At 65.0% G+C, this 14,817-nt stretch carries 13 protein-coding genes; 9 read left to right on the plus strand and 4 right to left on the minus strand.

Annotation, left to right across the window (positions count from 1 at the left end):
• Window positions 1–2: 2 nt before the first annotated feature.
• Window positions 3–1,241, plus strand: coding sequence for a URC4/urg3 family protein (locus FXB38_RS36170; RefSeq protein ID WP_148755713.1), 1,239 nt, complete (start codon window positions 3–5; stop codon window positions 1,239–1,241).
• A gap of 75 nt (window positions 1,242–1,316) precedes the next feature.
• Complete coding sequence (gene upp, locus FXB38_RS36175; protein ID WP_148755714.1) at window positions 1,317–1,946, plus strand: uracil phosphoribosyltransferase; 630 nt, start codon at window positions 1,317–1,319, stop codon at window positions 1,944–1,946.
• A gap of 9 nt (window positions 1,947–1,955) precedes the next feature.
• Here the strand turns inward: upp and FXB38_RS36180 are convergent, their stop codons facing one another.
• Both FXB38_RS36180 and FXB38_RS36185 read right to left on the minus strand, forming a co-directional pair.
• Window positions 1,956–3,065: a M48 family metallopeptidase gene (locus FXB38_RS36180; RefSeq protein ID WP_148755715.1), complete on the minus strand. Its 1,110-nt coding sequence runs from the start codon at window positions 3,063–3,065 to the stop codon at window positions 1,956–1,958.
• 3 nt (window positions 3,066–3,068) lie between these two features.
• Window positions 3,069–4,205, minus strand: coding sequence for a YjgN family protein (locus tag FXB38_RS36185; protein WP_187435393.1), 1,137 nt, complete (start codon window positions 4,203–4,205; stop codon window positions 3,069–3,071).
• A gap of 310 nt (window positions 4,206–4,515) precedes the next feature.
• Between FXB38_RS36185 and FXB38_RS36190 the strand changes: the two genes are divergently transcribed.
• The gene (locus FXB38_RS36190) at window positions 4,516–5,781 is read left to right on the plus strand and encodes a cytochrome P450 (RefSeq protein ID WP_148755717.1); all 1,266 of its coding nucleotides are present in this window, start codon (window positions 4,516–4,518) and stop codon (window positions 5,779–5,781) included.
• Between the two features lie 187 nt (window positions 5,782–5,968).
• Window positions 5,969–7,243 carry a cytochrome P450 gene (locus FXB38_RS36195; RefSeq protein WP_148755718.1) on the plus strand — a complete coding sequence of 425 codons (1,275 nt, stop codon included), beginning with the start codon at window positions 5,969–5,971 and terminating at the stop codon, window positions 7,241–7,243.
• Window positions 7,244–7,469: 226 nt separating this feature from the next.
• Here the strand turns inward: FXB38_RS36195 and FXB38_RS36200 are convergent, their stop codons facing one another.
• Window positions 7,470–8,390, minus strand: coding sequence for a LysR substrate-binding domain-containing protein (locus FXB38_RS36200; RefSeq protein ID WP_148755719.1), 921 nt, complete (start codon window positions 8,388–8,390; stop codon window positions 7,470–7,472).
• Window positions 8,391–8,514: 124 nt separating this feature from the next.
• Between FXB38_RS36200 and FXB38_RS36205 the strand changes: the two genes are divergently transcribed.
• The 4 genes from FXB38_RS36205 to mdlC all read left to right on the plus strand — a co-directional run bounded on the left by FXB38_RS36205 (window position 8,515) and on the right by mdlC (window position 13,429).
• Entirely contained in the window at window positions 8,515–9,684 is a 1,170-nt protein-coding gene (locus FXB38_RS36205) for an acyl-CoA dehydrogenase family protein (RefSeq protein WP_148755720.1), read from the plus strand.
• 10 nt (window positions 9,685–9,694) lie between these two features.
• Window positions 9,695–10,798, plus strand: coding sequence for a CaiB/BaiF CoA transferase family protein (locus FXB38_RS36210; RefSeq protein WP_148755721.1), 1,104 nt, complete (start codon window positions 9,695–9,697; stop codon window positions 10,796–10,798).
• 14 nt (window positions 10,799–10,812) lie between these two features.
• Window positions 10,813–11,658: an HTD2 family dehydratase gene (locus tag FXB38_RS36215; protein WP_148755722.1), complete on the plus strand. Its 846-nt coding sequence runs from the start codon at window positions 10,813–10,815 to the stop codon at window positions 11,656–11,658.
• Window positions 11,659–11,806: 148 nt separating this feature from the next.
• A complete protein-coding gene (gene mdlC / locus FXB38_RS36220; RefSeq protein WP_148755723.1) occupies window positions 11,807–13,429 on the plus strand; it encodes a benzoylformate decarboxylase in 1,623 nt (540 codons plus the stop codon).
• A 3-nt stretch (window positions 13,430–13,432) separates the two neighbouring features.
• Here the strand turns inward: mdlC and FXB38_RS36225 are convergent, their stop codons facing one another.
• A complete protein-coding gene (locus FXB38_RS36225; RefSeq protein ID WP_148755724.1) occupies window positions 13,433–14,209 on the minus strand; it encodes an SDR family NAD(P)-dependent oxidoreductase in 777 nt (258 codons plus the stop codon).
• A 76-nt stretch (window positions 14,210–14,285) separates the two neighbouring features.
• On the opposite strand from FXB38_RS36225, the gene FXB38_RS36230 reads away from it, so the two are divergent.
• On the plus strand, window positions 14,286–14,747 hold the full coding sequence (locus tag FXB38_RS36230; protein WP_187435388.1) for a MarR family winged helix-turn-helix transcriptional regulator: 462 nt from the start codon (window positions 14,286–14,288) through the stop codon (window positions 14,745–14,747).
• Window positions 14,748–14,817: the final 70 nt, after the last annotated feature.

Consider the following 14,817-nt stretch of genomic DNA (forward strand, 5'->3'; position numbering starts at 1 on the left):
CCATGGCGGACGCCACAGAACAACAGACCCGCTCGCTGCTCAGCGCAGCGGCGGTCCGCGCGCGCGCCGGGCAAATGCTCGACATCGGCCTGCACGACGGGCTCACGCATTTCACCATTGATCTCGATCGCATGGATGGCGTTGCGGACGCCGTGCTGGCCGTCACGCGAAAAGCCTACCCTACGGCGGAGATTCCCTTCCACGCGCGGTGGCGGCATTTTGTGCTCGGCGGCGTCGACCGCTGGGCGCAGCTGGCGGACGCGGCGTCGTGGCAGAATCGCGCCGCGCGGGCGCGCGCGGAGTTCGACCTCGCCATCGTCAGCGTGCTGCTCGATGCCGGCGCGGGTGCGAGATGGCGCTATCGCGACGCCGTGACGGGTGAAAGCATCGGGCGGTCCGAGGGGCTTGCGATTGCCAGCCTCGACATGTTTGCCGGCGGACTCTTCTCAGCCGATACGCGCGCGCCGTTCAGGGTCGATGCCGGCGTGATCGAAACGCTGCCGCTCGCCGCGCTCAATTCGGCCTTCCAGGCGAGCGACGCCAATCCGCTGCTCGGCCTCGAGGGACGCACCGATCTGCTGCGGCGCCTCGGCAAGCAGGTTGCGGCGCGCGCCGATGTCTTCGGCATGCACGACACGCCACGACCGGGCGGCCTGTTCGATCATATCGCCGCGCAGGCAACGAACGGCGCCATCCCCGCGCCCGCGATCCTCTCCGCGGTGCTGAACCAGCTCGGGCCGATCTGGCCATCGAGGCTCGAGCTCGCAGGCGTCCCGCTCGGCGATTGCTGGCGTCATCCGGCGATCAAGGCGGATGATGCGACCGCAGGCCTCGTGCCGCTGCACAAGCTGTCGCAATGGCTGAGCTATTCGCTGATCGAGCCGCTCCAGCGCGCCGGCTTTGAGGTCATCGACATCGACGGCCTGACCGGGCTCGCCGAATACCGCAATGGCGGTCTGTTCGTCGATCACGAGGTGCTGCGCCTGCGCGATGCCGAGGATGCCGGTCGTGCGCACGCGGTCGACTCTCTGCTGGTCGTGGAGTGGCGCGCTCTCACGGTCGCACTGCTGGATCGTGTGGCCGAATTGGTTCGCGCCAAGCTCGGCCGGACGCCGCAGTCGTTGCCGCTCGCCAGCATCCTGGAGGGCGGCACCTGGGCCGCCGGCCGAGCCATTGCCTTTGCGCGCCGTCCCGACGGCTCGCCGCCACTCAAGGTGATCAGCGACGGCACCGTGTTCTAAACCTTCTCCCCTCATCCGGCGCTTCGCGCCACCTTCTCCCACAGGGGGAGAAGGGAAAAGCAAGAGCAACCGATCATGGAAGGCGTCACGATCGTCGATCATCCGCTGGTGCAGCACAAGCTGACCCTGGTGCGGGACAAATCGATCTCGACAAAGTCGTTCCGCGAGCTGATCAAGGAGATCGGCATGCTGCTCTGCTACGAGGTGACGCGCGACCTGCCGCTCGCCGACACCGTGATCGACACACCGCTGGCGACGATGCACTCGGCGAAGATCGCCGGCAAGAAGCTGGTGTTCGTGCCGATGCTGCGCGCCGGCACGACCTTTGTCGACGGCATGATGGATCTGGTGCCGACCGCGCGCGTCGCCCATATCGGCCTCTACCGCGAGCCGCACAGCTTCGCCGCGGTCGAGTACTTCTTCAAATCACCGTCGGATCTCGGCGAGCGCCTCGCGATCGTGGTGACGCCTGTGGTAGCGACCGCCAACACCGCGGTGGCGGCGGTCGACCGGCTCAAGGAGCGCGGCGCCAAGGACATTCGCCTCGCCTGCCTGATTGCGGCGCCGGAAGGATTAGAGCGCTTGCGCGGCTTGCATCCGGACGTGCATATCTGGACTGCCGCGGTGGATGAAGGCCTCGACGAGAACGGCTTTATCGTGCCGGGCCTCGGCGATGCCGGCGACCGCGCTTACGGGACGCGATAAGCGGCAAGCTCAGATCTTCGCGCTGCCGCAAATGCCTTTCAGCGCCTGCCATTCCTTGTCGGTCAGCAGCGGCGGACCGCTGGCGGGATGGTCTTCCTTTGTCATGCGCGCAAGGCGATCCTCGGTGAGCGGATGGCTCGCCAAAATGGTGAAGCCTGATCCGCCCTCCTTGCCGGTGATGCGGAACATCAACTCGGCCGCGGGCTTCGGCGAGCGGCCGAGCTTGTGCATGATGTCGATCGCGAAGGTGTCGGCATTGGTCTCGGCCTCGCGCGAATAGGAGGCTTCGACCAGGCTGCGCGAGGCGAAGATCACGGCGGACGAGCCGGTGACGTCGCCGAACAACAAGCCGATCAGGAACGAGGTGCCGCCGTTGTAGATCAGGCCGCGCATGTTGTCGTGATGCTTGAGATGGCCGAGCTCGTGGGCGAGGATGCCGGCGATCTCGTCGGGATTGTCGGCCTTGTCGAGCAGGGCATTGAGCACGAAGACCTTGCCGCCCGGCAGCGCGAACGCATTCGGCACCGAGCTCGGCAGCACGCCGGCCGTCATGCTGTCGTCGTCAAGGCCTGCGGCGTCGCGCAGGCGATTGACCAGCTTGGAAAACGCCGCCTGCCCGGCCGGATCACTGCAGGACTCGCGGCCGAAGATGGTTTTCACCTGGACCTCGGACGCATCGCCGATCCGCCGCTCGATCGGTTTCGGCACCAGCGGCGCCAGACGATCCGCGGCGAGCGGCACGCCGAACAGCACGACGCAGACGATGGAGACGGCAGCCGCAACCGACCAGCCGACGATTTTTGCAACACTACGGCGCGTGGTCTGGTGCTCGTCGAGCCGCAAACAGCGCGCGACGATCTCCGCCGCGAGAGCAATGTCGCGGATTTCGAGCCGCGCCAGCGGCGGCGCGGACGTCGAGGTCAGACGCAAGATGGCGGGCGGACTGTCGGCGCGGCGGATGTCGGCGTAGACCCAGCGAACCGGCGTTACGCCGGGTTCGAGGATATCGAGCGCATCACCAAGCGTCAGTGTCACCTGCCGCCTGCGGCTCGATACGCCATCGAAGAAAACCGTCGGTTTTGCCGACTGCGGCGGGGCCTCGGCGGACGCATCACTCACAGCTCAGAATCCCGCGACATCGAGACCATCGGCAAAGCCTTCGCCGAGCGCGCTGGCGAGCTCACCGCTGGCGCGGACATCCGCCGCGGCTCCGATGTTATGCACCTCGACTGTCTCCAGCACTTTCACCCAGATATCGCGCTGGAGATACATGCGCATGACGACGTTCAAGGCAAGCGCCAGGGCAAAATAGCCGATGACCATCATGGATAGAAGCGGAATGCTCCGCCCGATTGCGTCAGGTCCGGCGATCGACACGCCGGCCGCAGCGACCAGTCCGGCAGCACCGGCAAGGTAAAACCCGAACAGGACGCTCAGCAGCAGCCACCAGCCGATCACCTTCCAGTAAAGGCCGTAGAACGCGTTGTGCGGCAGCGACGAGGACAGGCTGACGCCGCCGATGCGGATGCCGTCGAGCCACCAGCGCCATTCGCGCGCCTTGAACTCGGCATAGAGGAACGGTGCAGCCGGGAAGATGACAATTGCAAGCGGGGTCAAGAGCCACAGCCACCAGCCGCGCTTGAAGAACGCCCAGCCGTCGCCTTCGAAATCGCCTTGCAGATCGCCGAAATGGGTGTGCCGCATCTTGTAGCGCTCGAGCGAGGCCTCGCGCCACGGCAGCGCCAGGCCCAGCGTCAGGAACACCAGCAAGCCCCACAGCATCGCGCGGAACGAATAGGCCCAGCCTGAACCGTCCATCCAGAACCGCACACCGCGCCAGACCGTGCGGGTCAAACGATAACGTCGTGCGCGAAAAATCGCGAACTGGCCGAAGGCATAGAATGAGATGAACAGCGGCGTCGAGGCAAAACCCTGCCAGCGCTCGAACTCGATACCGACGAGGAAATAGGCCAGATAGATCGGCATCAGGATCGCGAGCGCGAACAGGAAGCCGATCAAGAGCTCTTTGCCGCGGCCGGTATATTCGGCGGCGTCGCCGTCGATCGCGGTATTCGACCATAAATGGCGGCGGATGTCGGTGACGAGCCAGAACCGGTAGAAGCCGAAGGTGACGAGCTCCAGCATGGCACCCTTGGTGACCATCTTGCGGAACCCGGTGCGATTGCCGCTGAAGTCGACCCGCGAGGGCGGCAGCGGCGGCGGGACCGGTTCGGAGGGGCCGATGGGCGTCCATTGCATGTCGTTCACGGCAGCAACCTCGGGATGCGGATCTGATCTGCTCAAACTATAGATCGGAGATTGGTCGATCCCCAAGACGAGCGGGTTCGATTTACCTCGGTTTCGAGCGATTTCTCGCACGATTCCGCTGGCTGAGGCGTGCGGGAGGTCACGTTCACACAAGAACGCGACGGCCGCCCGACGCTCTCGCGAAGGTTGGATGTGGCAAAACTCGCCCTTGCTCCGGCGCAGACAACGCGCTGTAATTGCAGCCAAATACCGCAGCGCAGAATTCAAGAAAATCGCGCGGTTCATGTCAGGGAGAGCGGTCATGCACGGGACCATCGAGAGCGCGACAAAACTCGACGCACTGCGCGAGCGCGCGTCGTCACTTCCGCTGGACCAATTCGATCCGGGCGATCCCGAATTGTTCAGGACCGATACGTTCTGGCCCTATTTCGACCGGCTGCGCCGCGAAGATCCGGTGCACTATTGCAAGGACTCGATGTTCGGCCCGTACTGGTCGGTGACGCGCTACAACGACATCATGGAGATCGAGACGAACCATTCGGTGTTCTCCTCGGCCTCCGCACTCGGCGGCATCACCATTCGCGACATCGACCCCGACCTGCGCCGCGAGAGCTTCATCTCGATGGATCCGCCGCGCCATGCAGCGCAGCGCAAGACCGTGGCGCCGATGTTCACGCCGACACATCTGGACAATCTCGCGCTCAACATCCGCAAGCGCTCGGCCGAGTGCCTGGACAATCTGCCGCGCGGTGAGGTGTTCGACTGGGTCGACCAGGTCTCGATCGAGCTCACCACCCAGATGCTCGCGGTGCTGTTCGATTTCCCCTGGGAGGACCGCCGCAAGCTGACGCGCTGGTCGGATATTGCCACCACCATTCCCGGCCCCGACGGCCTGGTCGCGACCGAGGACGAACGTCAGGCTGAGCTCGCGGAATGCGCCGGCTATTTCGCGCGGCTCTGGAAGGAGCGCATCGAGCAGCCGCCGAAGAGCGACCTGCTCTCGATGATGGCGCATGGCGCCGCGACCCGCGACATGGACGCGCGGAACTTCCTCGGCAACCTCATTTTGTTGATCGTCGGCGGCAACGACACCACCCGCAACACCATGTCGGGCTCGCTTCTCGCGCTGAGCCAGCATCCCGAACAATATCGCAAGCTGCGCGAAAACCCCGCGCTGCTCGACAGCTTCGTGCCCGAGGTGATCCGCTGGCAGACGCCGCTTGCGCATATGCGCCGCACGGCGCTTGCCGATTTCGAGTTCCGCGGCAAGCAGATCAAGAAAGGTGACAAGGTCGTGATGTGGTACGTCTCGGGCAACCGCGACGAGGAGGCGATCGAGAAGCCCTACGAGTTCATCATCGACCGGGCCCGCCCGCGCACGCATCTCTCGTTCGGCTTCGGCATCCACCGCTGCGTCGGATTGCGGCTTGCCGAACTCCAGCTCAAGATTATCTGGGAGGAGATCCTGAAGCGATTCGACCATATCGACGTGGTCGGCGAGCCGAAGCGGGTGTATTCGAGCTTTGTGAAGGGTCTGGAAACATTGCCGGTCAAGATTGCGACGTGACGCGTGAGAAAACTCCCTCTCCCCGTTCTTACGGGGAGAGGGTTGGGATGAGGGGCTCTATCCGCGAATACGGTGAGAGCCGAATCGCGGACAGTCCCCCTCACCCGGAATTCGAGCTTCGCTCGAATTCCGGCCTCTCCCCGCACGCGGGGAGAGGCAAAGGAAGAGTCAACTGGAGCGACCGCCCATGAACATTCAGGCCCCGGTCAAGGCCGACACGACCGAACGCATGCGGCGCGCGCGCGAGGAAGCCTATACGACGCCGCTGAAGAATTTTCATCCGGGCGCGCCGCGGCTGTTTCAGGACGACACGTTGTGGCCGTGGTTCGAGCGGCTGCGCAAGGAAGAGCCGGTGCATTACTGCACCAACGCGCCGATCGAGCCGTACTGGTCGGTGGTGAAATACAACGACATCATGCATGTCGACACCAATCACGGCCTGTTCTCGTCCGACTCGACACTCGGCGGCATCGGGATCCGCGACGTGCCGGACGGCTACGACTGGCCGAGCTTCATCGCGATGGACCAGCCCAGGCACTCGTCGCAGCGCAAGACTGTGTCGCCGATGTTCACGCCGACGCATCTGGACGACCTCGCAAAGCTGATCCGCCAGCGTTCGCAGACCGTGCTCGACAATCTGCCGCGCAACGAGACCTTCAACTTCGTCGAGCGGGTCTCGATCGAGCTGACGACGCAGATGCTGGCTACCCTGTTCGACTTCCCCTGGGAGGAGCGGCGCAAGCTGACGCGCTGGTCGGATGTCGCGACCGCGCTGCCCAAGAGCGGCATCGTTTCATCCGCCGAAGAGCGCCGCCGCGAGATGGACGAGTGCTACGCCTACATGTCGAAGCTGTGGAACGAGCGCGTCAACTCGGCGCCGCGCAACGACTTGCTGTCGCTGATGGCGCACAACGACGCCACGCGCTTCATGGACCCCGACAACCTGATGGGCAACATCATCCTGCTCATCGTCGGCGGCAACGACACCACGCGCAACACCATGACCGGCTCGGTACTGGCCCTGAACGAGAATCCCGAGCAGTACGACAAGCTGCGCGCCAACCCGGCGCTGATCGACACCATGGTGCCCGAGGTGATCCGCTGGCAGACGCCGCTGGCGCATATGCGGCGCACCGCGCTTGCCGACACCGAGATCGGCGGCAAGCACATCAGGAAGGGCGACCGCGTCGTGATGTGGTACGTCTCCGGCAACCGCGACGAAGAGATGATCGAGCAGCCGAACGAGTTCATCATCGACCGCGCCCGGCCGCGCACCCATCTCTCCTTCGGCTTCGGCATCCACCGCTGCGTCGGCATGCGGCTCGCCGAACTGCAGCTGCGGATCGTCTGGGAGGAGATGCTGAAGCGGTTCGACCGTATCGAGGTGGTCGGCGAGCCGAAGCGGATCTATTCGAGCTTCATCAAGGGATATGAGTCGCTGCCGGTGAGGATTCCGGGGTAACGGCTGCATCCTCCGTCATTGCGAGGAGCTCTTGCGACGAAGCAATCCAGACTGCCACCTCGGAGGGATTCCTGGATTGCTTCGCTACGCTCGCAATGACGAGATCTTGAGTACACCTGCGCGTCAAACGCGCAGCGCCCGAGCCCAGCTATAAAATTCCGGCATGACAGGTCGCGCCAGATGCGAAGGCAACACGGCGCCCGACTGGTCTACGACACCAGCGCATCTAACTCAGCTTGATGTCCCACACGCCTTCCTTGCGGCAGGCGGCGACCTCATCGCGCAGCAGTGCGGTGACGGCCAGCGAGGCCGTGGAGGGCGGGCGGTCGATCGGAGAGGCGAAAATGAGCTCGCGTGACATCGGCTTGGAAACGGCAGCGGTTTCCAGACGTCCGTCCGCGACTTCGGCGTGGACCGACGATGGCGGCAGCAGCGCGAAGCCGAGCCCCTCCTCGACCAGGCTCGTCAGCACGCGGAACGAATCTGCTTCGAGCTGGACGTTGAGCTTGATCTTGCGCTGCGCGGCCGCTTGCTCGATCAGCGCACGGAGGCCGTGCGAATGACTGGGCAGCACCAAGCGCTGCCGCAGCAGCCAGCCGATGTCGATATTCTTCTTGCGCGCGAGGCCGCAGCCGCGCGGACCGACCGCGACGATGTTGTCGCGCCCGAGGCTCTGCACATTGAGATGCAGGTCGGCGGAGCGGCCGTAGAGGATGGCAAGGTCCATCTCGCCGCGATGCAGCCATTCGACGATGTGGCCGCTGTAGCTTTCGACGATGCGCAGCGAAATGCCGGGATATTTTTCGACACAGCGCCGCGCAAACCGCGCCGACAGCACGCAGCTCACGGTCGGAACCAGGCCGAGCACGACCTGGCCCGACGGCGGCCCCTTGGCCGACTGGATGTCGTCGCGAATCTGGTCGATCTGCCGCACGATGCCGGAGGTGCGCGCCAGCAGCAGGCGCCCGGCCTCGGTCAGCACCATGCCGCGGCCGTTGCGAGTGAACAGTTCCGTGCGCAGCTCGTGCTCCAGCAGCTTGATCTGCCGGCTCAGCGCCGGCTGTGCCACGCGCAACGTATCGGACGCTTTGCTCAGGCTGCCGAGCTCCGCCACACAACTGAAGGTCTTGAGCTGCCGGAAATCCATGCTTGCCAATCCTGGAAGGCTACTCCATACGCTATAGCAAATGAGCATAGGGGGATGGCGTTGTTTTCACAACGCCAGAGGATCGGCCGGCGTTATCTTAACTGCCGCACATTCGGGAAACGCCATGAGTGAAGAACACCACAGCGAAGATCACGCCGACATCCGCGAAGCCGTCACAAAGCTCTGCGCACAGTTTCCCGGTGAATACTGGCGCAAGCTCGATCGCGAGATGGCCTACCCCAAGGCATTCGTCGACGCGCTGACGCAGGCCGGTTACCTCTCGGTGCTGATCCCCGAGGAATATGGCGGCGCGGGCCTGAAGCTTTCTGCGGCGGCTGCCATCCTCGAAGAGATCCAGCGCGCGGGCTGCAATGGCGGCGGCTGCCATGCCCAGATGTACACGATGGGCACCGTGCTGCGGCACGGCAACGACGAGCAGAAGGCGAAGTATCTGCCGAAGATCGCGAGCGGCGAATTGCGCCTGCAAGCCTTCGGCGTCACCGAGCCGACCAGCGGCACCGACACCTCCTCGCTCAAGACCTTTGCGCGCAAGGAAGGCAACGACAGCTACATCGTCAACGGCCAGAAGATCTGGACCAGCCGCGCCGAGCATTCCGACCTGATGGTGCTGCTGGCGCGCACCACGCCGAAGGAGCAGGCCAAGAAACGCACCGATGGCCTCTCCGTGTTCATCGTCGACATGCGCGAGGCCAAGAACAACGGCCTCGAGATCCGCCCGATCCGCACCATGATGAACCACGCCACCACCGAGGTGTTCTTTACCGACATGAAGGTGCCGGCGGAGAATCTGATCGGCGAGGAAGGCAAGGGCTTTCGCTACATCCTCTCCGGCATGAACGCCGAGCGCATTTTGATCGCGGCCGAATGCATCGGCGATGCCAAGTGGTTCATCGCCAAGGCCACCAGCTACGCCAAGGAGCGCGCGGTGTTCGGCCGGCCGATCGGCCAGAACCAGGGCATCCAGTTCCCGATCGCCAAGGCCTATGCCGCGATGCGCGCGGCCGAGCTGATGGTGAAGGAAGCGACACGCAAATACGAAGCCGGGCTCGACTGCGGCGCGGAGGCCAACATGGCCAAGATGCTCGCGGCGGATGCGTCCTGGGAAGCGGCGAATGCCTGCATCCAGACCCATGGCGGCTTCGGCTTCGCCGAGGAATACGACGTCGAGCGCAAGTTCCGCGAAACGCGGCTGTATCAAGTCGCGCCGATCTCGACCAATCTCGTGCTGTCCTTTGTCGCCGAGCACGTGCTCGGCATGCCCCGCTCGTACTGAGGCAGCAATCATGGGAGCATTGGACGGGATCAGGGTGATTGCGGTCGAGCAGGCTGTGGCCGCACCGTTCTGCTCCTCGCGCCTGGCGGATGCCGGCGCCGAGGTGATCAAGATCGAGCGGCCCGAAGGCGATTTCGCCCGCGGCTATGACGCGGCGGCCAAGGGCCAGAGCAGCTATTTCGTCTGGCTCAACCGCGGCAAGCAATCGGCGGTGGTCGATCTCGCTACCACGGAGGGACGCGCCGAGCTGGAAAAGCTGATCGCGAGCGCCGACGTGCTGGTGCAGAACCTCAAGCCGGGCTCGATGGACAAGCTCGGCTTCTCCCGCGAGCGGCTGCTGCAGGACTATCCAAAGCTGATCTCCTGCACCATCACCGGTTACGGCGACGAGGGCCCCTACGCACACCGCAAGGCCTATGATCTCTTGATCCAAGCCGAGAGCGGCCTTGCCTCGATCACCGGCAATCCCGACGGCGCCTCGCGCGTCGGCATGTCGATCGTCGACGTCGCGACCGGCGCCACCGCGCATGCGGCAATTTTGGAGGCGCTGATCGCGCGCGGGCGGACCGGCAAGGGCTGTGACATCCGCATCTCCATGTTCGACGTGATGGCGGACTGGTGCACCGTGCCGCTGCTCAACGCCGAGGCCGGCAATCCGCCCAAGCGCATGGGCCTGCGTCATCCCTCGATCGCGCCCTATGGCGTGTTCACCTCGAAGGACGGCAAGGACATCCTGATCTCGATCCAAAGCGAGCGCGAGTGGAAGACGCTCTGTGCCGAGGTGCTGGACCAGCCCAACCTGCCAAACGATCCGCGCGTCGCCAACATGGTCGAGCGCGTGCGCAACCGCGATTTCACCGACAGGACGGTCGCGGATATCTTCGGCAAGATGACGCGCGACGAGCTGTTGAAGCGGCTGTCGGATGCCGACATCGCGTTTGCCGAGGTCAACACCATGAGCGACCTCACCAACCATCCGCATCTGCGCCGCATCGAGGTGGATACGCCGAACGGCCGCGTCAGCTATCCCGCGCCGGCGCCGATCATCGTCGGCGAGACCCGTGCTTACGGAGCCGTGCCGGCGATCGGCGAAAATCCCCAAGCCAGGACATAACAGAGCGAGGCGTCATGACCGGGAAGCTCGACATCGATCACTTGCGGCAATGGATCGGCCGCAGCGAAGAGGCGACCGACATCGTCACCGCGCAACTCGTCAGAGGCCTGCGCGCGACGCTGTTCCAGGAGATCGGCGAACCCAAAGCGGGCGATGCCGCACCGTTCACGGTGCATTGGTGCCTGGCGCAGCCGGTGTTTCCAATGTCGATGTTGGGGCCCGACGGCCACCCCACCCGCGGCGGCTTCCTGCCGCCGGTACCGCTGCCGCGCCGGATGTGGGCCGGCGGCGAGATCGAATTTCTGCAGCCCTTGCGCGTCGGCGATGAATCGACCCGGACCTCGCGCATTGCCGACCTGCAGGTGAAATCAGGCTCGACCGGCACATTGTGCTTCGTCGCGGTGGAGCACAGCATCTCCTCGCCACGCGGCGTTGCCATCCGCGAGCGGCAGGACATCGTCTATCGCGAGATGACGGGCATCGCGCCTGCGACCGCAAAGACCCCGCCGCCGAAGGCACAGCACCGCGAAATCCATGTCTCCGATGCCGTGCTGCTGTTTCGCTATTCCGCGCTGACCTTCAACGGCCACCGCATCCATTACGACCGCGATTACGTCACCAGGGTCGAGGGCTATCCGGGCCTGATCTTCCACGGTCCCTTGCAGGCCGCGCTCATCATCGAGATGGCGGCGAAGTTGCGCAGCGGCAAGCCGCCGAAGACGTTCACCTATCGCGGTCTGCAGCCGCTGTTCGAGGGCAGCGAGTTCTCCATCAACGCCAACGAGACCGCTGATGGCATGGAGCTGTGGACGGCGAACGCGGAAGGGCAGCCGACGATGAAGGGGACGGCGGTGTGGTAAACCACCGCTGCCTCCTCCTCGTCATTGCGAGCGCGCGAAGCAATCCAGAGTCTTTCCGCGGAGATAGTCTGGATTGCTTCGTCGCAAGGGCTTCCTCGCAATGACGGGTGGGGCCGGGAGCGTCGATAAACAACAGGGGACGGAAACTATGGCAAAGAACGGCAAGACCGGCAGCAAGTCCGTCACCGTCAAGCAGGCAACGCTCGACCTGCTGCGCTCGTTCGGCATCAGACGCGTCTTCGGCAATCCCGGCTCGACCGAGCTGCCGTTCCTGAGCGACTGGCCCGACGACATCGACTATGTGCTGGCGCTGCAGGAGGCCTCCGCGGTCGGCATGGCCGACGGCTATGCGCAGGCGACGCGCAATGCCGGCTTCGTCAATCTGCACTCGGCGGCCGGCGTCGGCAACGCGCTCGGCAATATCTACACCGCGCACCGCAACCAGACGCCGCTGGTGATTACCGCCGGCCAGCAGGCCCGCTCGATCCTGCCGTTGCAGGCGTTTCTTTACGCCGAGCGCGCCTCCGAATTTCCGCGGCCCTATGTGAAGTACAGCGTCGAGCCGGCGCGGCCCGAGGACGTGCCGGCCGCAATCGCGCGGGCCTATTACACCGCGATGCAGCCACCCTGCGGGCCGACCTTCGTGTCGATCCCGATCGACGACTGGGCGCATGCGACGGCGCCGATCGAGGCGCGCAAGGTCAGCCGCGAGATCGGGCCCGAGGCAGAGGCGATGAAGACGCTGGTCGCAGCGCTCGGTTCCGCAAAACACCCTGCCCTCGTCGTCGGCCCCGGTGTCGACCGCGCCGGCGCTGTCGATCTGATGGTGCGCGTCGCCGAGAAGGCGAAGGCTAGCGTCTGGGTCAGCCCGTTCTCGGCGCGCTGCTCGTTCCCCGAGCGGCATGCGCAATTCGCGGGCTTTTTGCATGCCTCGCCGGCGCAACTCTCCGACGCGCTGCGCGAGCACGACGTCGTGGTCGTGATTGGCGCGCCGGTGTTCACGTTCCATGTCGAGGGCCATGCCGCGATCTTTGATGGCGGCGCGACGATCTTCCAGATCACGGATGATCCGGATGCTGCCGCTGTGACACCGGTCGGCACCAGCATCATCGCGACCATGAAGCCGGCGCTGAGCGCGTTGCTCGAGCTCTTGCCGGAGAGCAAACGCGCCACGCCAAAGGGCCGCAAATTGCCGCCGGCGCCGCAGGCCTCCGATCCGCTGCCGGTCGATTTTCTGCTGCACTCGCTGTCGCAGGCGATGCCGGATGGCGCGTCACTTGTCGAGGAAGTGCCCTCGCACCGGCCGGCGATGCAGAAATTCCTGCCGATGCGCGGCCAGGACAGTTTCTACACCATGGCGAGCGGCGGCCTCGGCTATTCGCTGCCCGCCGCCGTCGGGATGGCGCTGGGCAAGCCAGACCGCCGCACGGTGTGCCTGATCGGCGACGGCTCGGCGATGTATTCGATCCAGGCGCTGTGGACCGCCGCGCAGCGAAAACTGCCGCTCACCATCGTCGTCATCAACAATTCCGGCTACGGCGCGATGCGATCGTTCAGCCAGGTGATGCAGGTGCGTAACGTGCCGGGCCTGGAGCTGCCGGGAATCGATTTCGTCCGGCTCGCCGAAGGCATGGGGTGCCATGCGGTGCGGGTGAGCAAGGCGGCGGAGCTCGGCGAGGCGCTCAAGCGCGGAATGGCGCACGATGGCACCAGCCTCGTGGAGGTGGTCGTGGATTCGGCGGTGCCGGTGCTGTATGGGCAGAAGCATTAGGCGCTACGCCGCCAGAAATCCCCCGTCCGCCGCCAGCACATGGCCAACCACGTAGGACGACGCATCCGACGATAGCCACACCACGGCCTCGGCCACCTCTTCCGGCGTGCCCATGCGCCGCAGCGGCAGGCCGGCGCCCACGGTTGCGACATCGCCGACGCCGGCGCTGAGCATCATGTCGGTGATGACACGTCCTGGCGCGACGGCGTTGATGCGGATGCCACGCGGGGCATTCTCCATCGCCGCCGAGCGCGTCAGCGAGATCGCGGCCGCCTTCGAGGCCGAGTAGAGCGAGAAGCCGGGATTGGGATTGCGCACGCCGCTGACGGAGGCGTTGACCACGATGCTGCCGCCGCCGGCCGCCAGCATCGCCGGCAGTTGATGGCGCAGGCACAAAAACAGCGCGCGGACATTGGTGTCGAACACGCTGTCGTAGACGTCCATGCCCTGCTGTTCCAGCGGCGCACGGCGCTCCTGGAAGCCCGCATTGTTGAAGGCGACATCGAGACGGCCGCAGCGTTCATCGGCCGTGCGGACCAGGCGTTCGACCTCGTCGTCTCGCGTGATATCGGTCTTGATCGGGATGGCCTCCGCACCGAGCTCGCGGCAGGCGGCTGCGGCGGCCTCGATCTCGACCTCGCGCCGGCCTGCGACAACAACCGCCTTTGCACCCTCGGCCGCCATCCGCAGTGCGGTGGCGCGACCGATGCCGCTGCCGCCGCCCGTGACGAGGCAGACCTTGCCCCTCATCCGCTCACCGGTTGGCAAAGTTCCGCTCATGGCTCACTCCAAAAACGCTTGCGCGCGCCGTTGCGTGCATATAGTTGTATGATACAACTATATGCCGAGAGTCAAGATGGCTGAACTCGCTCTGATCGACGACATCCGCGCTGCCTCGCGGTTGATGGTGCGCGAGCTCGGCTTCATGGATGTGACGGTGGCGGCCTCGGACTATCCGCCGTCGGCGGTGCACACGATTTTGGAGATCGGCATCCGCGGCCCGCTGACCTCGGGCGAGCTCGGCGATTTCCTGCGGCTGGAGAAATCCAGCGTCAGCCGCCTGGTGCGCAAACTGATCGATTGTGGCGAGCTCAGGGAGACGCCGGATGAGCTTGACGCACGCAGCAAGCTGTTGTCGCTGACCGCGAAGGGCCGGCGCACGCTGGAGGCGCTGCATGCATTCGGCCGGCAGCAGGTGCGCGGCGCGCTGGCGGCGTTGACGGCCGCCGAGCAGCGTACGGTGCGCGAGGGGATGATGCTCTATGCGCGGGCGTTGCGGGAGAGTCGGGTAGAGGATGAGGCGCAGTCGGTGGCGTAGCGGCACACTCGGTGTCATCGCCCAGGCGGGCGAATCCAGTACTCCGAGGCGGTCGTGGGGGATGGAGAAG

Origin of the sequence: Bradyrhizobium cytisi (assembly GCF_008123515.1) — a bacterium.
Lineage (GTDB): Bacteria > Pseudomonadota > Alphaproteobacteria > Rhizobiales > Xanthobacteraceae > Bradyrhizobium > Bradyrhizobium cytisi.

Excerpts from the sequence above, each read along its gene's own strand:
- FXB38_RS36185 (WP_187435393.1), bottom strand. The coding sequence starts at position 4,205 with ATGCAATGGACGCCCATCGGCCCCTCCGAACCGGTCCCGCCGCCGCTG.
- FXB38_RS36230 (WP_187435388.1), top strand. The coding sequence starts at position 14,286 with ATGGCTGAACTCGCTCTGATCGACGACATCCGCGCTGCCTCGCGGTTG.
- FXB38_RS36210 (WP_148755721.1), top strand. The coding sequence starts at position 9,695 with ATGGGAGCATTGGACGGGATCAGGGTGATTGCGGTCGAGCAGGCTGTG.
- mdlC (WP_148755723.1), top strand. The coding sequence starts at position 11,807 with ATGGCAAAGAACGGCAAGACCGGCAGCAAGTCCGTCACCGTCAAGCAG.
- FXB38_RS36195 (WP_148755718.1), top strand. The coding sequence starts at position 5,969 with ATGAACATTCAGGCCCCGGTCAAGGCCGACACGACCGAACGCATGCGG.
- FXB38_RS36170 (WP_148755713.1), top strand. The coding sequence starts at position 3 with ATGGCGGACGCCACAGAACAACAGACCCGCTCGCTGCTCAGCGCAGCG.
- FXB38_RS36215 (WP_148755722.1), top strand. The coding sequence starts at position 10,813 with ATGACCGGGAAGCTCGACATCGATCACTTGCGGCAATGGATCGGCCGC.
- upp (WP_148755714.1), top strand. The coding sequence starts at position 1,317 with ATGGAAGGCGTCACGATCGTCGATCATCCGCTGGTGCAGCACAAGCTG.
- FXB38_RS36205 (WP_148755720.1), top strand. The coding sequence starts at position 8,515 with ATGAGTGAAGAACACCACAGCGAAGATCACGCCGACATCCGCGAAGCC.
- FXB38_RS36225 (WP_148755724.1), bottom strand. The coding sequence starts at position 14,209 with ATGAGCGGAACTTTGCCAACCGGTGAGCGGATGAGGGGCAAGGTCTGC.
- FXB38_RS36200 (WP_148755719.1), bottom strand. The coding sequence starts at position 8,390 with ATGGATTTCCGGCAGCTCAAGACCTTCAGTTGTGTGGCGGAGCTCGGC.
- FXB38_RS36190 (WP_148755717.1), top strand. The coding sequence starts at position 4,516 with ATGCACGGGACCATCGAGAGCGCGACAAAACTCGACGCACTGCGCGAG.